Source organism: Gemmatimonadota bacterium, from assembly GCA_009838845.1.
GTDB lineage: Bacteria > Latescibacterota > UBA2968 > UBA2968 > UBA2968 > VXRD01.
On record VXRD01000140.1, the window covers coordinates 43,144 to 63,907 of the forward strand.

At 51.5% G+C, this 20,764-nt stretch carries 14 protein-coding genes; 8 read left to right on the forward strand and 6 right to left on the reverse strand.

From position 1 onward, the window contains the following. Positions 1-21 precede the first annotated feature (21 nt). Genes F4Y39_19810 through F4Y39_19820 form a run of 3 tightly spaced genes read left to right on the forward strand, consistent with a single transcriptional unit; the run spans position 22 to position 2,560 of the window. Positions 22-1,032 carry a Gfo/Idh/MocA family oxidoreductase gene (locus F4Y39_19810; protein MYC15977.1) on the forward strand — a complete coding sequence of 337 codons (1,011 nt, stop codon included), beginning with the start codon at positions 22-24 and terminating at the stop codon, positions 1,030-1,032. A gap of 3 nt (positions 1,033-1,035) precedes the next feature. After that, on the forward strand, positions 1,036-1,539 hold the full coding sequence (locus F4Y39_19815; protein ID MYC15978.1) for a GNAT family N-acetyltransferase: 504 nt from the start codon (positions 1,036-1,038) through the stop codon (positions 1,537-1,539). A gap of 28 nt (positions 1,540-1,567) precedes the next feature. Beyond that, positions 1,568-2,560, forward strand: coding sequence for a Gfo/Idh/MocA family oxidoreductase (locus tag F4Y39_19820; GenBank protein MYC15979.1), 993 nt, complete (start codon positions 1,568-1,570; stop codon positions 2,558-2,560). Positions 2,561-2,580: 20 nt separating this feature from the next. On the opposite strand, the gene F4Y39_19825 is transcribed toward F4Y39_19820, so the two are convergent. Next, a complete protein-coding gene (locus tag F4Y39_19825; GenBank protein MYC15980.1) occupies positions 2,581-4,041 on the reverse strand; it encodes a hypothetical protein in 1,461 nt (486 codons plus the stop codon). A gap of 98 nt (positions 4,042-4,139) precedes the next feature. On the opposite strand from F4Y39_19825, the gene F4Y39_19830 reads away from it, so the two are divergent. From F4Y39_19830 to F4Y39_19850, 5 genes are all read left to right on the forward strand, one after another. Continuing rightward, on the forward strand, positions 4,140-4,871 hold the full coding sequence (locus F4Y39_19830; GenBank protein ID MYC15981.1) for a cupin domain-containing protein: 732 nt from the start codon (positions 4,140-4,142) through the stop codon (positions 4,869-4,871). Between the two features lie 163 nt (positions 4,872-5,034). Continuing rightward, a complete protein-coding gene (locus F4Y39_19835; protein ID MYC15982.1) occupies positions 5,035-6,336 on the forward strand; it encodes a MotA/TolQ/ExbB proton channel family protein in 1,302 nt (433 codons plus the stop codon). Between the two features lies 1 nt (position 6,337). Beyond that, entirely contained in the window at positions 6,338-6,868 is a 531-nt protein-coding gene (locus F4Y39_19840; GenBank protein ID MYC15983.1) for a hypothetical protein, read from the forward strand. Positions 6,869-6,876: 8 nt separating this feature from the next. Further along, a complete protein-coding gene (locus F4Y39_19845) occupies positions 6,877-8,244 on the forward strand; it encodes a hypothetical protein (GenBank protein MYC15984.1) in 1,368 nt (455 codons plus the stop codon). A gap of 1,147 nt (positions 8,245-9,391) precedes the next feature. Continuing rightward, on the forward strand, positions 9,392-11,329 hold the full coding sequence (locus F4Y39_19850; GenBank protein MYC15985.1) for a PEGA domain-containing protein: 1,938 nt from the start codon (positions 9,392-9,394) through the stop codon (positions 11,327-11,329). A gap of 88 nt (positions 11,330-11,417) precedes the next feature. Here F4Y39_19850 and F4Y39_19855 read toward each other — a convergent pair whose 3' ends face one another. From F4Y39_19855 to F4Y39_19875, 5 genes are all read right to left on the reverse strand, one after another. Then, positions 11,418-13,841, reverse strand: a complete 2,424-nt coding sequence (locus F4Y39_19855) for a carbohydrate binding family 9 domain-containing protein (GenBank protein MYC15986.1) — start codon at positions 13,839-13,841, stop codon at positions 11,418-11,420. Positions 13,842-13,894: 53 nt separating this feature from the next. After that, on the reverse strand, positions 13,895-16,258 hold the full coding sequence (locus F4Y39_19860; GenBank protein ID MYC15987.1) for a penicillin acylase family protein: 2,364 nt from the start codon (positions 16,256-16,258) through the stop codon (positions 13,895-13,897). Positions 16,259-16,261: 3 nt separating this feature from the next. Beyond that, a complete protein-coding gene (locus F4Y39_19865; GenBank protein ID MYC15988.1) occupies positions 16,262-17,446 on the reverse strand; it encodes a Gfo/Idh/MocA family oxidoreductase in 1,185 nt (394 codons plus the stop codon). Between the two features lie 49 nt (positions 17,447-17,495). Further along, positions 17,496-20,102: an ATP-dependent chaperone ClpB gene (gene clpB / locus F4Y39_19870; GenBank protein MYC15989.1), complete on the reverse strand. Its 2,607-nt coding sequence runs from the start codon at positions 20,100-20,102 to the stop codon at positions 17,496-17,498. Positions 20,103-20,217: 115 nt separating this feature from the next. Beyond that, a complete protein-coding gene (locus F4Y39_19875) occupies positions 20,218-20,652 on the reverse strand; it encodes an Hsp20/alpha crystallin family protein (GenBank protein ID MYC15990.1) in 435 nt (144 codons plus the stop codon). Between the last annotated feature and the right edge of the window lie 112 nt (positions 20,653-20,764).

The window sequence follows — 20,764 nt, forward strand, 5'->3', positions numbered from 1 at the left end:
CAAACTACAGGAGGTCCTCCGATGAACGCGATTGCCGTGATAGGAACGGGCTATATCGGTGGCGAACACATCAAAGCCATCTCAGTGCATTCCAATGCACATTTGCGAACAATATGTACAACGCCGCGCAGCGAACAAATCGCAAGAGATCTGCAAGCGACATACGGCGCAGATAAAATATCGACAGAGTACGATAGCGTCCTATCTGACGCCGAAATCGACATCATTTATCTCTGCACGCCCAACTCTCAACACGTAGATCAAGCCGTCGCCGCGCTCGATGCGGGCAAGCACGTCTTCGTGGAAAAACCCCTCGCGGTTACAGTTGAAGACTGTCAAAAAATCGTCGATGCAGCCAAACGATCCGGGCGACAAGTTATGGTTGGTCACGGCGCGCGATTTAGCAACATATTTGAAACCATTTACCACCTCGTTCACAACGGTACGCTGGGAGAAGCCTGTTTTGTGGAAGGCGACTACATCCACGACCTCAAACCCTTCTTGCCTCTGCCCGGTCACGACTGGTGGATGGATACAGAAAAAGAAGGCCAACTGCCCATTATCGGTGGGGCCTGCCATCCCCTGGACCTCATGCGATGGCTCGCTGGAGAAATCGTTGAAGTCAGCGCGTATGGCATAAACAAAAATATTCCCGACGCACCCTGGTACGACACGGTTATCTCAAACTTAAAATTTGAATCCGGTGCCCTGGGCAAATGCCTGGTCTCTTGCGGCGCAGAAATTCCCTATAACCTCAACTTTAGCTACCACGGCACAAGAGGCTCTATTCACAACAACAAACTCTTCATCGGCGGTATGCCCCACGTCGAAGAATGGTCTGAACTCCCAATTGAAATTCGCGCAGAAGACCATACGTGCCTCCAGGAACTCGACCACTTTCTATCCTGCATTGAGCGAGGCGTAAAACCGCTTATCGACGAGATTGACGGTGCGAGGTCAGTCGCCGTATGCTGCGCCATCATTGAATCCATTGAAAACAATCGCCCGGCAACCGTATTCCTGGATTTTTAAACTATGAATAATCGCACAAGCAGCATCCGCATGCACCGCTCTCTCAGCCATCCACTTCCCGAATACACTGAGCCTGAAGGCTTCACAATTCGTGTGCTTCAGCCCGGAGAAGAAGAAGAATGGATTCGCATGAAAAATGAAGCTTTTGGCGATGAAGGCGGAAAACCCTGGACCATCGACAATTTTCACTCCACATTCACTCGCGAACCGTGTTGCGACTACAATCGCATCTTTGTCGGCCTCAAAGGCGATTATATGGTAGCAACTGCCAGCGCGTGGGAAGCCCATTACGGAGGAAAAACAGTTGGCCTTATCCACTGGGTTGGTACCGACCCCAAATACCGAGGACATGGACTCGGTTATGCCATCTCACTTCTCGCCCTCAAAGAACTCGTTGCCCGCGGATATGCCGACGCCTATCTCAACACAGCCCTCTGGCGTGAACCCGCTGTGCGCCTCTACAAACGCCTGGGCTTTCGCATCACCCCAAAAACCGAAGACACCTGATCCACCCATCCAGTAAACGGAGAACGCGATGAAAACTCCTATTCGCATTTTGCTCGTCGGTTGCGGGCGCATGGCTTTAGGCCATGCCAGCGGTTTGGAATCCCTGGGAGAACTCGGCGTCATTATCGCCGGTGTTGATCCATCCGAAGACGCACGCAATAATCTAAAAACCCAATATGGTGTGTCAACTACCTTTGACAACCTCGACGACGCGCTTGCAAACGTGGAAGCAGATGCTGCAATTATTGCCGTGCCCAACTTCCTGCACCGCGATTACACCATTGCCTGTCTGGAAAAGGGGTTGCACACCCTCATCGAAAAACCCATGGCGCTTACCCTCGCAGATGTCGATGACATGATCGCTACAGCCGAAGCCAAAGGCAAATTGCTCATGTCTGGACAGAGCCAGCGTTTTTCAACAGCGATTCGCCAGGTCAAAAAGCTACTCGAAGAAAAAGCTGTGGGAAAAATTCGCCACGTCATCCACCGCAGACTCGGATCGGGTCGCGGCGGCGACGAAAATAGCTGGTTTGCGCGTCAGGAATTGTCGGGCGGCATTCTACCCGGCATTGGCGTCCACTCGCTCGATGTACTCTTATGGTGGATAGACGAAAAAGCCGTATCCGTCTCGGCAATCGTGCAAAATATCGATCCACACCCCGATATCGACATTGAAGACGAAGTCTCCCTCATCGCCACAACAGAAAGCAATGCCATCCTCAACTGCGCCCTCTCATTTCACCATCGTGCAGGCACGGAATGGACCGTAATGGGCGATGAAGGCGTCATTCACCTCAACGGCACCAGCGGACCTTTATTGCTCAATGGCAAAGAACAGCACATACCCGAAACCGTTCACCTCGCTGGCGAACCCACCATTCACCTCGAATTTCTCACAGCCATCCGCGACAATCGCCCCCTCGCGCAAGCATCAGCGCAAGATGTACGCAAAACAATGGCACTCATCTTTGCCTCAATGGAATCGGGTAAAACTGGAAAAACTGTATCTGTTTCCAGATAGCGCTCTGGTCTCCAAATGGCCTATTGCCTCATCGCCCGCCATCTCGCTGTGCCGTATTCGCGCTGATTCAACGGCCCGGGAGCAGACTGTCCCGAACTGCCCATTTCAACTTCGCCGCGCATTTCGTCCCCCAACACCGTTCCCACAAACCGATAAGACAGATGGGTTCCCTCAAACCGATGCTGGCTCGTAAATGCGATTTCATCTCCATTCACCGAGCCATTTAGCGCATTTTTTAGCCAGCGCGTCTGGTGAGTACCCGTTAAAACGCCAGCAATTTGCTCGATATCCACGCGATGACGCGCTGTTTTTCTCACCAGCGCGATTTCAATTTCCCATGCACCCGACACATCAACAGGTTCTCGCACCTTTTCTTTTTTGAGCAAAGGCGCGTGGGATAATGCATCGCGAATGTGTATGCCAACAATATCTGCTTCCCCAGGTTGTAGCGAAAATGGTAAAATAAAAATAGACGTATCCGTTGCCCCTCGATCATCCAGCATAATGCGTGGATCACCGCACAAAAGTTGTTCGCGCAATTCAAGACCGGTCAGGCCAATGCGATCACCATCCCAACGGATTTCCACCCTGGGAACATCCGACTGATCAGACGCTAGAATTTCAGCTTCTACACCCGATACACGCGTCACATGCCGCACAATCGTCTCGAGATCGGCAATCCAGCCCTCGAATTCCCGCCTGGGATCGCGTCCCACCAGCAGATATTCTACGGCCGCTAAAATGCCCATAACCTCCTCTTTGCCGATCTTCATCGCACGCCCAAGCGTGTGATGCGGTGCTGCGTGCACCCAGGCGGCCTCGACGAGGTCGCGATCGCCCAATAACAAGCCCGTAGGCTGAGGTCCGCGCAGGTATTTGCCACCGCTATAAGCGACCAAATTTGCTCCGCGACTGGTATATGGTTCAGGAGATTGGAAATGCTCCGACGCTGCATCGACCAGCACAGGGACACCTCTCGGACGCGCCATGTCAACAATCGCTTCAAGCGTCATATCCGCCTCCCAGGTCCCCAGCAAGGCGACCATAGCCACCTGTTCCCGATCGAGCACCACATCCATTTCCCTGAGATTATCCACCTCCACGATTGTCACGCCCACCGAACGAATGGCGTGATCATAGGTAAATCGACTTGCTCTGGGCATGACGACCTCGCGCTTCATCCCACTCGTATCGGGCAACCGAAACATCAACTCGGGATCGCCACCCGTCACACATGCTGCTGTTGCATGACACAGGCATGCCGCCGCGCCAGAGGCCACCATTCCCCACTCCGCTCCCGTGAGCATGGCCAATCGCTTACCCACTCCCGCCATGAGTTCATCCATATTGACAAAAAAGCGCGAAGCAGCCATCATCGCTTCGCGCACCTGCGGCAACATCAGCGTCCCTCCGTGAATTGTTCGCGTCCCACAGCAATTGATAAACGAGCGCACACCAATCAGTGAATAGGGATCCTGCATCGTCAATCTCCTCCTGTGCAAATTTTTAAATTGCAGTATAAGACAATCGTATTAACTTAGATAATCCGAAAATTCTTTCACACTTACAAGAGGCAAACATGGCATACATCAAAAACTGGCGAGACCAGCAACCCGAGGTGGCGCACCTGAGCGCGATTCGCTGGCCGGGGTTAAGACAGAGAAATGCGGAACCCAAACACGGTGAAGACGACTCACCTCAGTTACACAATATTCAGGGCATCGTCAAACACGGACTTCAAGGACGCAAAACCTCCGACCACCACAAACACGCACAAATGGAACAGGCGTATTATATCATCAGCGGCAGCGGCGAGGTCCTCGTGGGAGAAGACCGCTTTGCCGTACGTCCCGGCGACGCCGTGTATTTGCCCGCGGATATTTACCATCAGATGTTCAACGACATGAACGACGAATGGCTCGAGCACCTCGTCCTTAGCAAAAATATCGACACCGAACCCGGGGGCGAATGTGTGATTCGCAACTGGGAAGACGTTTTACCCGTAAGCGATGGCGCAGGCGCGATTCGCTGGCATCAACTCGGCCCTGCAGGCGAAGAAAACACAGGATGCTTAAAATCCATTGCCTTCATCGACCGCGAAGCCGTACAACCCGGTCAGCAGAGCATTGCGCGATGTTACGACGGTATAGAACTCGGCTTCTGGATCCTCGAAAACAGGGGCATCCTCGTCACATCTGATGGTGAACAGCACATCACTGAAGGCGATGTGGTTCACTTACCCCCTGGCATGTCCTATCACATCAAAAATCCCCACAGCGAATGGTTTAGCTATATGATTATTGCCGGATGAAAAGAAATGATGAGTAAAAAAAAGCCCCATCCAAGATCGTGCAAGCGATTTTAGACGGGGCTTCTTTCAGTTGTCAGAAACGAATCAATGTCACCCCATATGATTAAAAGTTTTGGTGGATAATTTCGGAATAAAGCCTTAAATTTTACAAATCAGTTCTAATATGATATACGTGGAGATTCCTTATTACATGTCCAAATACCGAGAATACATGGCACAGATTCTAAATCATCCCATTCTAAAAAAAAGTCCCATTGCCCAGGTAGCACTCTATCTCGCTACCCTTTTTGTTGGCCTCTATATCTGCACAAAAGCGGCGATCTGGCTCGATGGAGCTATCACCGGACTGCAAGGTGGGCAAGTCCTTCAGGGAGGAACTTTTTGGAAGGCACTTACCGTCACATTCCAACAACCCGACAATCCAAAGCAAAAAATTGCAGTCACGGATATCCGCTTTAAGAATGTAGATCGTTTTTTACCCATCGCCGTAATCGTACACACACAGGGAAGTGACGTAACCTATCATACCGGTACGCAACGCGAATGGATCGCAATACCCGACGTGCCCGTCGATAGCCTCGTCATTCGTACGCGCAACGCCAGCCACAGTGCGGTGATTGACGATTTGAGCTTTCAGTACAACAACCGGAGCTATGCGATGGACTTTGACCATACAGCCGATGGTCCTATTGCGCCCAATACGCAGATGCTCGAATACAAGTTTGAGGACATCCAAATCGCATTTGCAGCCGACAATGCCGTACCCACGGTTGTTCGCGGCGGTGATTTGGCCGAATCCATCGGACGCTATATCTCCAACATCAGCGGTCCACTTTCTACGGTTTTGATCTTGCTCTTGATTGCCCTGCCCTTCTATATGGTTGTGCGCTATGCTCAGGTTTTATCTCACGACTTATCACCCGACCGCTTCTTCACCAATTCCGATGCGCAAATCGTTCAGAAGCAGGGTATTAACCTGCTATGGGGCGGTCAATACAACGCCGATTACGCCCTATCTGAAAACACAGAACTCTATGCTATCCTTACATCTGTCGAATCTGAAATCGCATCTGACCAGGCCCGATTGGTCGAGCGATGCACCGACAAAATCTATCTTCTCTTTGATGAAATTGAAGATCGCCTATCCGAAGGATTTGGCATGTTGGGACTTTTATCGCTCTCCATGGGCCTTTTGGGCACAGTGATTGGCATGATAGACGCCTTCAAAATTTTAGAAGACACCATGAAAGTCGGCGAAGGCCCAGCTCAAACCCAGCTCAAAATGGCGCATTATATCAACTTTGCCCTCGTCACCACAGCTATTGGATTTCTCGGACGCATTCTATCCATGATCCTCATACGCAAAACCAAAGCCCGCAGCCTGCAACATCGGGCGCGCATGCTCAACCTTGTTCAGCACTTTTATCAGATAGATACAGGCGAGAGAAAAGAAATAGGAGATTGACGTGAGACATCGCAACAGGCGACCTTTGGCAGCACTTTTAGACACGGGCGAAGGGTTTATTGATGTCTTGTTTTTGCTGCTTACATTTTTTATCATTCAGAACGTGTGGCAAACCCATCTCGCCAATTTGCACAACCGCTTTGTCCACGCACAAAAACTCAATTTTATCAAAGCACCCGACGAAAAAGGCTCTGCCCCCCATCCCACGGATGAACGATTTTTACAGATCATCATCGGTAAATCCTATGTGCAATTTGACAAAGGCGGCGTTGCCACCGAAGAACACATGGTCTTTCAAGACCGCGCAGACAACGACCAGATTGGTATTGAACGCGCTGTATTTTTGTCCGTAAAAAAAGCTTTACTCGCACTACAGGCACAACATGGATTTGCGCCCAATGACATTTTGGTGCGCCTCTATTTTGAACGCGATGCAACCGTGACTTATACCGTTGGCGTGTACGACGCCCTCAACAACAGTGGATTTAAGACTGTGCAATGGGGGCTTGAAAGTCAAAAAAGAAAGTTGTAAAATAGAATATGTCTCCCCGTGAAAAAAAAATGATCCAGAGCGCTGCTGAAAGCATGCGACGAGATCATCCCAAATTCTTTGGCGTGTTATCTGCCATAATGCGCGCTCGCAACTTATCTGAGGCACGCCGAGCATGTAATTATCCCTCGTCCGAAGACTTTACAAGCGTCTATCACCGGGCCATCGAATATCTCTTCAAACAGTTGCGTGACCTGGGGTATGTCCCCCCATCGGAAACCGAGAGCTTTGAGGAAAGCATAGGGCAGAGTGCGCCATCGAGCCATTTCAAATTGCCCTCACGCGAAATCATCAATCGCTTCTACAAAGGCCATATCTTCCACGAAGCATGCGCGCTTGTGGCCATACAGAATCACCTGGGGCTTTCCAAACTCTGGGCGCACTTCCCCAAGCGCCGGCATGAAATAGAAATCGCCATCGCCCTTGTTCCGGTCCGGGCGATAGTCCCTCAACCACAGTCCATTCGCTTGTCCCATACCCCTATTCAACGCACACAACAACGCTTTTTGTCCGCATTGGCCGGTGCGTTTGCACTGGGCATCGTCTTGCTATTAGCACTCAGTCCTCCTCAGGGAGGGCGGGCATTCAAAGCCATTGTCACAAATTTTGAAGATATGCTCGTAAGTGCGCAGGGCATCTTTGACATGAGCAAAAACGCACGAGAAGACGTCAACGTAACAAAACCAGATCCAGAACCCCGGGTGCAGGCTGCCCCAAAGCCAGCGCCTCGTCCTAAAATCGCGCTGCCGGACAAACCGAAATTGGCACTCGCATCTTTGCCCGATATTCCGCGTCAACTCGATAAGCCGCTCGGCATGTCGCTCGATGGATTGAAAACACCACCTCGCGTCTCGACACCCAACATGGACAGAGGTGCAAACCCATCGTCGTTTTTTGGTTCGCGGCCAGAAGTCCACGTCGCTCGCGCTACTATGAGTATGCCCGCCCCTGCCACATTGCCATCAACTGGCGCGAGCGCAGGCAAAGATCAGCCCGAGCAACAAGCAGAATCTACCGATCTCAAAGGCTACCGACCTGCTGGACGCATTGGTTTTTCCAACTTTCATACATCGGGTGGTCTCTCGGCAGAACTCGTGCGGCTGACCCGTATCCAGCGCGCACTTTCTCGACTGAAAATACCTCAAAACAGAATCTATGAAAATGCCCAACTCGCATTGGCTCCAGACAAAGCCAGAATACAATTTGCCGACGGTGTTGCATTTATCCTCACATTTCGGCTGGGCCAACTCGACGACATTCAGATTTTTGCACGCTCGGGCATAGACAAAGCCCTTCACATAGAAACCGAAGCGCGCCGGGGCATCCGCTTTCTCAACCGCGCCCTGAGCAATTCGTGAGGTCGCTTATGAAAAAAATCTTCCTTATCTTCTTCGCTTTTTTGATTTTGCCAGCCCTTTCTTTTGCGCAGGGGAAGGATGACAGCCTCGCCTATCAGTCTTTTGAGCAGGGCCGCAGTGCTTACGCACTTGGGCGATATATTGAAGCCGTCGCACATTTTGAGCGTGCGTGCAACCAGGCTCTCATCTTTACCAGTGCCTATTATATCTGGCTGGGCACGGCAGGCGAGCGTGCCTACGACACGGGTCAGGACGCGCCCAACCGATTGGACCTGCTCAGAAAAAGTGCCGACGCCTACCGCACGGCGCTCGACCGCGAGCAAGACCCCGATATTCGCTACGAATTGGGACGTCTCACCGTCAAATACGCGATGGCGCGTGCCAACTTCGTGCTTGAGCGCGAAAGCAACCGCCAACCTCTGCCGCTGGATTTGCCCCCGCCAGTATTGCGAGACAGCACCTGGATACCCACGCGCTTTCAACCCGCAACAATTGACTCCCTGCACCGAATATGGCATCTCGCAGAGGGTGGTCTGCGCGACATTTGGATGGCGATTCTCGGCAGAACGCAAAAGGAAATTGTCTATGCTGCGCCGCAACGCAGCACCATGAGTGACACCCTTCAGGCTTATTTAAGCGTCTATATCGAAAACAGCCTGAACCTGATCGAGACCGCCGGACAGGCCAATTTTGAAGGCATAGAACCCGATTTTTACATCCCCAAAATTGCCGCCGCATCTTCTCGCGGCGTTTTGGGCGATAACCCCGACTGGTTCAATCAAGTGCTCGCTGCCGCGCGCTTTGATGGCGGTTATAACATGCGCTGTGCCATCTACCGCCTCAAGGGATTGCGCCACAGCAAAGAAGAAGAAGCCAACCGCGCAATCCACGCCATGCAACGCGCCCTGGTCTATGCGAGATCCGATACCTCTCGCGCCGCCCTCTATCTCGACATGGCCTTCACCGCGTACCGAGACGACTTGCCCAGAGCCGTTGAATATGCCAAATACGCATACGCGCACAACCAATACGAACCGAGAGTGTGCGATACCTATGGCGGGCTTTCGCTCAGTTTGGCGAGTGTAAAACTCAAAGAAGGCGCGTACCGCGAGGCGATTTCAACCATTTATCCCGTGACATCCTTTGGATGGCAAGACCGCGGCGAAGCCCTGATCACCCTGGCGATTGCCTATTTCAACTCCGACCTACAAAATGTGGGAGCGAGAGCATACCAGGCCGCGGAAATGGCCTATCGCATTGCGCCAGAACGCTACTGGAAAGAATTTCATCGCATCGCCAAAAGTCAGGGCAACTATGTGCAAGCGCGTCAACTCGAAGAAAAGCACAGCAGCGCGTTGCTCAGCAAAAAACAGGACACCTCCCCATGAACACCCTGAGATTCATTTTTTTTTGCATCCTGCTGACCACACCGCTCCACATCCAGGCTCAAGAAACAGAGCCTGTGCCGAGGATGCTTTTCAAGACGAAAATCCACATTCGCTCAGAACCCACAGGTGCTCAGGTCTTCATCAATGGGCAGGAAGCGGGTTATACGCCATTTGTCACAGAAAAGCTACTGGACATTGGCGATAAAATTCAGGCGTATGCACACGGCTACCAGCCCTGGACGCGCACATTTACGACAACCGTTTTGGCAGATACGGTGCATATCGCGCTCATACGTCAGAAAGCGCATTTGGAGATCCGATCTGATCAACTCGCGGCCTTAGGCGCAGAAATCCACCTTCGGTTTGCAGATCAAGACACGACCATCACCGGGTTTATCAACATCGGACGCGGCAATGTGGCTTATGAGTCGGACCTTTTTGTGGGCAAATACCGCCTCGAAATCAGTAAACCCGGCTTTAACCTCATCGAACAAGACCTCTTTCTGCCCCCGCGTGGCAAACTCATAGAAATTAGGCTTACCCGCAATCCGCTGCCACTCACGGAATTGTCCATCCCCGGTCTCGTGGATATCGCAGACCAATACCTCGCCGAAAGCGCGCAACTCCTCGAGGCTGCCCTGGCCATTGGCGAAACAGTCCCCGCGGTTGAAACCAATGCGTCTATCCGCCTCAGCGACTCGCGCCTGACGCCTTTTATCGAAGACCTGAAATACTATAGCCACCAGACGCGCGAATTAGAACTCACGCTGAGTCGCCTGGGACAAAGCGAAATCGGCGTGCTGCGCGCCCTCGCGCAAATTGATGTGTACCATGGTATTGTGCTCGGCAAATACCGCCGCTTCTCAGAAGCGCACGCGCTCTTCCGAGAAGCCCGAGAGCGTTCTCCTTTTCCCATTGAACAAGAACCCAATCCCCTTCCAGGGGAAAACGAGTCCAGTCTGGGCGATCTCACGCGCTTTGCCGAACAATGGCACACGCGTCTCGGTCGATTAGATGTCAACGTAAATGCGGCCTGGCTCGCCATTCGCAACATGCACCCCAACACCCTGCGCTTTGAACAGGTGCGCTTCACGCGAGAAGCACCCGTGCCCCCCGCCACATCACCGCACGAACAAGCCATGTACGATAGCCTCACTACCCTTGCCGAACACATCTTAAACGAGAATATCGCCAATCGGGAGCAAGAGTTTTCTCTCACCCTTCCCAAAGGCCATTACATGCTCAAAGATACGCAAAACATGGCCATTCCCATTTCATTCCGAGTTTCCGATGCCCCCACTTTTCTACCCATCTCACCGCGCGTCAGCCTGTGGTTGCCCACCGCCAAAACCGCGTCGGATACGGTTCGCTTGCAAACCGTCGTCGGGGACGAACTCGGCCCGATTGTTCAACCCGACCAAATTACTTTTGGCCGAGAATACGCACTTCTGGTCAAAATGGGCGATTACAAACGCCACCGCGAAAACATCATCCTCTATCCTGCAAGCGGCATCAAACCCGTCTGGCCCGGCGTCACCGCCATTGCAGCGACCCCAGGTACGGAATGCCTGTATTACAAAACAGGAAATGAAAAATTGGAAACATCTATCCTCGGCAACATCCAAGGCAAACGCAGCGGACTGCTCAAATACTTGCTCCTCCCCATCGTAGGGATAGGCGTTGCCCTCGCGCTGTGAGAATGCAACCAGGCCAAAAAACAAAAAAGCACCCGTTTTTTATTCGGGTGCTTTTTGTTAATTTTAAATTTCTGTGATAATGCCTATCTCACAACCCAATCAAATACGACACCTTGAGCAACACGGCTCGGCTGGTCTGGTGTAAGTCGTCATCGGTTCCAAACCCGTGATCATAGACAAAGAAAATATCGCTGCCCGGACGGAAACGGTAGTTGAGCAAAAAGTTTGCGCCCACGGATTCGCTGTCACTATTCCACTGCGCGAAAATTTTAAAAAAGAAATCGGTTGTAAACGAGTAAATCAACCGCGTACTCAATGCCTGAATATTGAGATTGGCCTGTGGCAAGCGAATCCAATTGCCATCGTAAATCAGCTCAATACCCAATCTGCCATTGGGCCGATAGGCGTTCTCTGCCGTCACCCGATACAGGTGTCCTGTATAATAAGTCCCCACCAGAAAATCAAAGTCCAACTGCAATTTGCGATAATTTGCCGTATCCGGTCCCAGCCTGAACGATGTAAAAGTATATTCTTCTGGCGGAATGGCGACATCGGGGCGCTTGCTCGATGGTCTAAAAGTCCGCGTAACGACATCGCGGGTCCTCTCCACACGCACCAAAAAGCGATCAGCCGTCTGAAGGGCGAGCACACCGTCAAGTCTGAACCGCTGGAACGGCACTTCACCTTCGTCGTCTTCAATCACCTGGATATCGGGTGTGAACCGCAAATTGCGGATATTGGCTACTTTGGGACGCGGCAAATAGGATAGATTGACATTGTAGCGCCGAAATCCCCGAATGCCACGCCGGCGATTGACAAACCCGGTCTCTGGCTCAAAATTGTCCTCCACATCCAGAACAGTTGCTGAACCCGCGTATTTGGTCCCGCTATACGAGAAGCGAAGATACCGAGCGTCATCCACATCCTCTTGCTCCGTATCCCAGGTACGCGCGTAAAACGCCTGCACATTGACCGCGGTTGAAGGCGAAAAACTGAAATCCAGCCCCCCTGCGCGATTGTAGTCGCCCCACCCGCCTTCGGACACTTCGCTTTGTTTATTCACCCAGATAAATCCCACATTGGACCGCGCGAGTACATCTCGTTTGATCCGAAGTACGGAAAAATTCCTGCGCGGTAGCGTCTGTGTGTCCAACTTTTCAGAATCCGTCAGAACATTTAACGCACCAATACTCGTGCGCCCGGCTTTGCCAGCCAACTTGCCACCTGCGAGAATCGGCACGGGCTGCCCCCTATCCAGACCAATTTTCCTGCTGTAAAACAGCAGCGTTGGCGGGCGCCTATCTCCCCCTCGAGTTGACGCGGCCTCGCCAAAATCAAACAACTGTGCCCCCTCCAGGAAAAACTCGCGCTTTTCGGGAAAAAACTGGGAAAACTGCGTCAAATTGACCTGCTCTTGATCGGCTTCGACCTGGGCAAAATCCGTATTATAAGACACATCCAGCGCGAGATTGGACGTCAGGCCATAACGCACATCTGCACCCGCTTCAAACGTGCGATTTTCACCCTCATCGCCTGCAAAATTGCGCGAAGTTCCCGGCAACACATACGGCTTGACCTGAAAAAGCCGCTTTCTCTCAACTGCCTTTAAGCCTCGCAACACACCCATATCGGTCATCTGATATCGCCGCCGGGGCGAGGGCGTGTGCCGTCCGACAATAAACGCGGTCTCTTCGTTCTTGTGCCCGATATAACGACCCATGTTAATCCCCCATTCCATCTCATCAGACGGGTTGAAACGGAGTTGATCAAACGGAATCGCTATTTCGGCAGTCCAGCCTATCTCGTGGCGCACACACCGCGCCTCCCAGATACAATCCCAATCTTCATTCGTCGTTCGCCCTTCATTTGACAAAAGCATATCTGCCCGCGCGCCGAGCGCATTGATAATAAAGAAAACCCCATTCTGTTTGTCATTAAACGGATCGAGCAACAACTGGATATTATCATCACCAGAAAGCTGAGAATCTCGGCGCATATTATTGGTAACAATGAGGCCGGGATTTTTGTCGTAACATTCAAAACCGAAATAAATTTTTTCATTATCGTAAATAATTTTCACAACTGTCCGCTCAGTCACCGGCATCCAGTATTTCGGATCGCGTTGAACAAATCCCTCCGCGGCCTGTGCCTGTCGCCAAACCGCATCGTCCAACCGTCCGTCAATGCGCGGTGCAGCAGAAACCCGCATCGCATGTACTACCCTGCGCGGCGATCCTGCAAGCGTACCATCATCCACCTGAGTCCGATCCCCGGATTTTACCGGCGAACCATTTTCCTCAACCACGCGTGCAACCACCACATTGGACAACACCTTGATCACCTGCAAAACCGCACCATCATCGCCTGCAACCCGCAATTTGCCATCCAGATCAGCCGAAAGCCCTTTTACATAGACGAGATCACCCACTACCTGTTGCACAGTACCCTGTGCATATATATGATCGGGAATTGCAATTGTTATCAGTGCGAAAAATAATATCCGAAAACGCATAAGCACCTCCTGATCCAATGTCCAAAAACAAACTCTCGAAATACGGGGGATTTCTAATCGTCCCGTGAGGATTCTGGTCCTGTATTCGTAGAATCGGGCGCAATCGCACCTGTTTGCAACTGCTTATGCCATAGAGCCCTCAGCGATTGATGCTCGGCTTCTTCGGGATCATAAGGAACTGTTGTAAGATCCGTCAGTACAGATTGCAAATCGCCAGTTGTAAAAATCGTTTTCTTAAATGTATTGCGATGTTGCAAATCGGCCTGATCGTCATAATGGGGAGACTCGGGATCTTCGCTATTGCCATAAGCGAGTGCGCTCCACGACTGCACTGGCTGCACCAGCGAAACCACCATCCCAAAAGCCGATCCTCCTTCGATAAGCATCGTCCCATCTGCTTCTATTCGGGTCAGTGTCTGATGTAATGCCTCTGTGCCAAAAGGTGCACCGCTCATCGGAAAAATGCGATCTCCCCGCTTCAAGTAATGCACCTGCCCCCAGGGCACATCCAATCGTCCATAAGTCGCGGTCATATATGCGACCGCCTGCTGTAATGCCTCCAATGCGACCTTTTCCCGAACAAAAATATCTCGCTTTTGTGGAACCTGTGCGAACGACGAATCGAATCGGGCCTTCCAGATCGAAAACAAAAGCGTGCCAACGCTCTCTAAACTCGCCCGATTATCCCATGCTCTGAGAATTTGAACAGCCCTGCCAACCTCCCAGTTGGGATCGAATAGCACGGGCCAGACGCGGTTATAAGCGCGGTAAATCAGCCCTTTATATTCTTCTGCGTCAACGAGATAATCGTCTCGAAGCAAAGCCTGCATATCGCCAACCGCAATATTCTGATGCGTGAGCAACCAGTTCACAATCCGCTGTGCGCGATAATTGGGTGTCCCCCACCCCAAAAACGATGGGAAATCGTCCCTTTTAAGACCGCTATCAATCGCAACCACATCTGGCGAGACATTGCAATTCTGTAAAGAGCCAGAAGTGGGATTATGCACCTGCGGCAATTGAGAAAATGCGATCATACCTCTCCACTCTGTCTCAGGCATCCATCCCGGCACAGGCGCGCGCCAATCGAAATCTTCTGATCGCACGGGACAGCGACCATTAAACACGTAAAAAATCTCGCCCATCACATCGCCGTATATCACATTAAAAACCGGTAGCTCCAAATGCGAAAGCGCCTGCTGAAACGCGCCCAGTGACACCGCGCGATTCATCGCCAATAACTGACCCATTGCATCCACGCGATCAGCCACACTCGTACGCGCAGCATAAGCCCAGTTGCCAATCGTCTTATAGACTGGACCGTGATCGGTATAGAAAAATCCGCGTTCAACTTCCCGCATCCCCTCCTCGGTATGGATTTTCACGCGCCGCGACACCACGCGCCTTTTCTCATCACCATAAAAATAGCGTCTGGGATTGATGGGATCCAGACGCTCTTCGTACAAATCAAAAACATCAATATCATTGGTGGTAATTGACCAGGCAATGTGACCATTGTGACCGACAAAAATAACCGGCAGACCAAAAAATGTCGCCCCCATCACATCCAAACCCGCATTGCTAACCAGATGCGCCTCGCAAAGCTGAAAAGGCGTTGTGTATGGCAACTGCACATCCATAGCCAGTACGGGTGCGCCGCTGTCAGACCGGGACGGTCCTGCAACCCATAGATTGGATCCTGGCAATTTGGGAACCGCAGTCGTCAATCCCACCTGAGCCAATTCGGATTCACCAGTCTGCTCGGCAAACAAAAACAAAATCCACCGCGCAAGAGCCACTACATCTACCGCCCGCACGTCCTGCACCCACTGTGGCAATACCTGTCGATGAATTTCAATATAGTGGTTGATACCCCCAACAAAAGCCGCGATATATTGCCGCGTCTCCTCAGAAATATCCCCATACCGTTCACCCGCAACACTGTGAATGCGCCATCGCAAAGCCATTTCATCTAATTTTAAGGCTGAAGCACCCTCGACCTCGGCCAAACGCCCTCTGGCCTGGCGAAAATTCTTCAACATCTGCAGGAGATGATCTTCTGCCTGTGCATAACCAAAACCAAACGCGACATCCTCATCTGTGCGTCCATAAATGTGGGGTATGCCATAAGCATCGCGCAAAATACGCGCCTTACCCTCTGTAGGAGAAAACAGGGAATCGCCCAGTTTTGCGACCAGTGTATCAACCGGGACTTCAGCCAGCAACACTGCGAGGCTGTCCCGATTAATCGCACCCTCTTGCGCCCCACTTTGACTGGCAAAAGCAATAAAAAATAGAAAGATGACGAATAGACGAATAGACGAATAGACGAACCTCACCCCGCCCCCCAAAGTTGTTACAAACTCAGTCTTAGAATTTACGATTCGTATATTCGCTGATTCGTAGATTCGTTCCATCCCCTACTCCCTGAACAAATGATCTTCAATGGGCAATGCCATGGCAATGCCATTGATCGCAGAAATAAGCCCCGCCTCCATAATTTCCTGTGCATTGCGCGACAAATCCGCGCAAGTCACAAAACCGGGCGATGCACCAGATTGAATACAATGAATAAAATGTTCGGAGGCATTATTTCCCCCTTCGGGCAATGCATCTGGCGCAATTGTTTTGCCGTCTTTACAATCACGGGTGTACAAAACAACATCGCTTCCCGCAATAATCGTCCCTTCCGTCCCGTGCAACATCAAATCGTGCGGCGGCTTGTGCGGCACAGCTTCTGTCCAGGTCATCTCCAGCCGGCACATCGCATTTGGATAGCGCAAAATCATCATCCCATTATCATCTACAGGCAAATGCGTTTTCAATAGCCGCCCCGCCATTCCCACCACGCGATTTGGTCGCCCCAAAAACAACACGCACAAACTCGCGCCATATCCCCCGTAATCGTTAAAAGCACCGGCGCCATTGAGATGGCTATCAAATAGGAAGTCGCAAAAATGTTCGGAACACCCCAACTCATCCGGTCCACAATGCCCACCGCGCCACAGCAGTTGCCACACCTGTCCGATCGCGCCTTCTTGCACCAAGCGATAAGCTGTGCGGATGCCGCGATTCCATGCCGTTGGCCAATTGACCATCAACACCGTCCCCGCCTTTCGCGCAGCCGTCAACATGCGGTCTGCTTGCTCTAAGGTCGCTGCCATCGGTTTTTCAACCATCACATGAATTCCGCGCGGCGCACACAATTCCACCACATCGGCGTGATGTGCAGTGGGAGTAAATACAAATACCGCATCAGGCTCCTCATTGTCCAGCAACGCTTCAAAATCATCATATACCAGTTCACAACCCGTTGCCTCGACGAATTTTTCTCTCAGCTCTGCATTGCCATCTGCACCAGCCACCAGCACGGCATTATCCAGTGCTTTGAGCGCCCGCAAATTTGACCACACGTGATCGTGTGCCAGCCCCAATGCGGCCACTTTTACCCTTTCCGCCATAAATACCTCCTCAAATGTCTGAATCAGGATATTACAGTATGAAACAGATTTGGCTCCAAATGATACAGCGGAGAATAACAGGAGTAAAGAGGAAAAAGGCGATGCAAAAAACAAAAAGCCCGGATAAGTTCCTGAAGAAGCCATCCGGGCTTTTTATTATTTAGCAGCCTACAACGAACGCAACGGGTTCTCACTACTCCTCTCCCAGGTCTTTAATCACCAGGTCACCGTCTGCCACATCTACCTCAATCTGCGCGCCGTCCGATATATCGCCACTGATCAACGCGCGCCCAATGCGCGTCTCCAATTCGTGCTGTAAGAACCGTTTGAGGGGGCGTGCGCCAAACACTGGATCAAACCCTTTTCGGGCGATAAATCCCTTCGCGTCCTCTGAAAGGGTAAGATCAATCTGCCTGTTGGACAATCGGTTACGCAAATCCACAATAAGCAAATCCAAAATTTTAGTGATTTCCGACAACAACAGTGGCTTAAACAGCACCACATCATCTATACGGTTGAGAAATTCGGGCCTGAACTGCTGTCTCAATTCTGCCATCACCGCATCGCGGGCAGATTTGCGAATCTCGCCATCATCGGTCACACCCTCGAGCAAATACGGCGAACCGATATTTGATGTCATAATTACCACTGTATTCTTAAAATCCACGACATGCCCCTGTGCATCTGTCAAGCGGCCGTCGTCGAGCAACTGAAGCAAAATATTGAAAACATCGCTGTGAGCCTTTTCAATCTCGTCGAACAAAATCACCGAATACGGTTTGCGGCGCACAGCTTCCGTCAATTGCCCGCCTTCGTCGTAACCGATATAACCCGGAGGCGCGCCGATCAAACGCGACACCGCGTGTTTTTCCATATACTCGCTCATATCGATGCGAATCACACTGTCTTCGCTATCAAAAAGTGCCTCTGATAGCGTACGCGCGAGTTCGGTCTTGCCAACGCCGGATGGGCCTAAAAAAATGAACGAACCGATGGGACGCCGCGGATCCTTGATCCCCGCACGCGCGCGAATCACCGCATCGGCCACCAGAGAAACCGCCTCATCCTGCCCGACGACGCGCTCGTGCAAAATATCGTCCAATCGCAGCAGCTTCTCGCGCTCTCCCTCGACCAATCGCGTCACAGGAATACCCGTCCACCGCGATGCTATCTCGGCGATTTCCTCCTCAGTCACCTCCTCGCGCAACAACCGATTATCCATCGTTTGAGAATCTTCGGCAGTTTTGAGTTGCCGTTCCAAATCGGGCAATGTGCCGTGTTTCAACTCTGCGGCGCGGTTGAGATCGTATTGCCGCTCAGCCTCTTCGATCTCACGCCTTGTCTGCTCAATTTTCTCTCGCAAAGTTCGCACCCCATTCAGTTCCTGCTTTTCATTCTCCCACTGCACGCGCATCGCATCTGCCTGATCTCTCAAATCGGCCAACTCTCTCTGAAGTGTCTGCAACCGCTCGCGACTCGACTTGTCCTTTTCCTTTTTCAACGCGGCTTCCTCGATCTCGAACTGCATCACGCGACGGGTTACAGCATCCAGTTCCGAAGGCATGGAGTCGATCTCTGTTCGCACCATAGCACACGCCTCATCCACCAGATCAATCGCCTTATCGGGCAAAAAACGATCTGAAATATATCGATCTGACAACACCACGGCATTGACCAGCGCATTATCCTGAATCCCCACCCCGTGGTGAATCTCAAATCGCTCGCGCAAACCCCGCAGAATCGAAATAGAGTCCTCAACAGATGGCGCATCAATCATCACGGGTTGGAAGCGTCGCTCAAGAGCAGCGTCTTTTTCGAGATACTGGCGGTGTTCGTCGAGTGTTGTCGCACCAATACAGTGCAATTCGCCCCGCGCCAACATTGGTTTGAGCATATTCCCCGCGTCCGTAGATCCCTCCGTCTTACCGGCGCCCACAATCGTGTGGACCTCGTCAATAAATAACAAAATGTGACCGTTGCTCTGCTTAATCTCATTCAAAACAGCTTTTAAACGCTCTTCAAATTCGCCCCGATATTTCGCGCCAGCCATCAACGCGCCCATATCCAGCGAAAAAACCGACCGATCTTTGAGCCACTCGGGCACATCGCCCCGCACAATCCGCTGCGCCAGGCCCTCGATAATCGCGGTCTTTCCCACACCGGGGTCGCCGATCAGTACGGGATTATTCTTGGTCTTGCGCGACAAAATGCGAATCACACGGCGGATTTCTTCATCGCGCCCAATCACGGGATCTAATTTGCCTGCACGCGCCTCGGCAACCAGATCAATACCGTATTTTTCAAGTGCCTCATAAGCTACCTCTGGGTTGGCACTTGTCACACTTTGATTGCCGCGGATCTGCGTCAAAACAGACAAAAAATTATCCCGCGTCACATTAAACTGTTTCAGCATGCGCCCCGCCGGGGTCTTATCGCCCTCGCCGATCAGGGCCAACAGTAGATGCTCAACTGATATATATTCATCCTTCAGCCTTTCAGCTTCGCCCTGAGCGGATAGAAACAGTTTCTGAAAACGCTGCGTCACATAAATTTTGTCCTGTTCAACACCTGGTCCAGAAATTTTTGGCTGTCGAGCCAATTCTTTTTCAACTTCCGATTTTAGGACATCGCCATCCACTTGCATGCGCACGAGTATGCGAGGCACTAAGCCATCCTCTTGCGCGACCAAAGCAGCAAGCAGGTGTTCCCCATCCACCTCCTGATGTCCATATCGCAGTGCTATAGCTTGTGCTTGTTGCACAGCCTCCTGCGATTTCTGTGTCAATTTGTTCATATCCATTTTGTTAGCCCTTTATCAGTTATCGGTTCCCCCTACTCTGTCTAAAGACAAAAGGCGAGAAGCGAGAATCACTCTTCTCTCGCACCTCGCCTCTTAACTTCATACTTCATACTTCTTATGACACAGCGACTTCAATCTGCCGAGGTTTTGCCGCTTCGGACTTGGGCAACGTCAAAGTCAAAATCCCATCCTTGTAATTCGCAGCGATTTTATCGGCTTTTACTTCTGTGCCGAGATTGAAGGCGCGCTTAAATTTCCCATAGGAACGTTCACGACGGAAGAACTGCTTATCCTTCTGCTCGTCTTCGTGCTTCCGCTCGCCTTCAATTGTGAGCACATTGTCTTCGAGCGTCACCTTGATATCATCCTTGTTCAGCCCGGGCAATTCGGCGTGAACGGTAAATTCATGATCCGATTCCACTACATCCACGCGGGGATGCCAGCCCGTGCCGTGCCAGGTGTCCAGGTCGCCCCAGAACTTGCTCACCAGGTTGTCGATTTCGCGCTGAATCGCGAAAGACTCTCGGGGTTGCCAACGAATAAGTGCCATCTTACTACCTCCTGTTATTTGGTTGTTGGTTGCTTGTTCGTCTCGCCCTATTTCAGTTGCAATCCCCGTGCCACAATTTTTTATTTTTTAAAAAATTTGAATAACATATTGT

Coding starts and splice junctions, on each gene's coding strand:
- F4Y39_19820 (MYC15979.1), top strand. CDS start 1,568: ATGAAAACTCCTATTCGCATTTTGCTCGTCGGTTGCGGGCGCATGGCT.
- F4Y39_19825 (MYC15980.1), bottom strand. CDS start 4,041: ATGCAGGATCCCTATTCACTGATTGGTGTGCGCTCGTTTATCAATTGC.
- F4Y39_19830 (MYC15981.1), top strand. CDS start 4,140: ATGGCATACATCAAAAACTGGCGAGACCAGCAACCCGAGGTGGCGCAC.
- F4Y39_19855 (MYC15986.1), bottom strand. CDS start 13,841: ATGCGTTTTCGGATATTATTTTTCGCACTGATAACAATTGCAATTCCC.
- F4Y39_19835 (MYC15982.1), top strand. CDS start 5,035: ATGATATACGTGGAGATTCCTTATTACATGTCCAAATACCGAGAATAC.
- F4Y39_19845 (MYC15984.1), top strand. CDS start 6,877: ATGTCTCCCCGTGAAAAAAAAATGATCCAGAGCGCTGCTGAAAGCATG.
- F4Y39_19850 (MYC15985.1), top strand. CDS start 9,392: ATGGCAAGACCGCGGCGAAGCCCTGATCACCCTGGCGATTGCCTATTT.
- F4Y39_19875 (MYC15990.1), bottom strand. CDS start 20,652: ATGGCACTTATTCGTTGGCAACCCCGAGAGTCTTTCGCGATTCAGCGC.
- F4Y39_19865 (MYC15988.1), bottom strand. CDS start 17,446: ATGGCTTCTTCAGGAACTTATCCGGGCTTTTTGTTTTTTGCATCGCCT.
- F4Y39_19860 (MYC15987.1), bottom strand. CDS start 16,258: ATGGAACGAATCTACGAATCAGCGAATATACGAATCGTAAATTCTAAG.
- F4Y39_19815 (MYC15978.1), top strand. CDS start 1,036: ATGAATAATCGCACAAGCAGCATCCGCATGCACCGCTCTCTCAGCCAT.
- clpB (MYC15989.1), bottom strand. CDS start 20,102: ATGGATATGAACAAATTGACACAGAAATCGCAGGAGGCTGTGCAACAA.
- F4Y39_19810 (MYC15977.1), top strand. CDS start 22: ATGAACGCGATTGCCGTGATAGGAACGGGCTATATCGGTGGCGAACAC.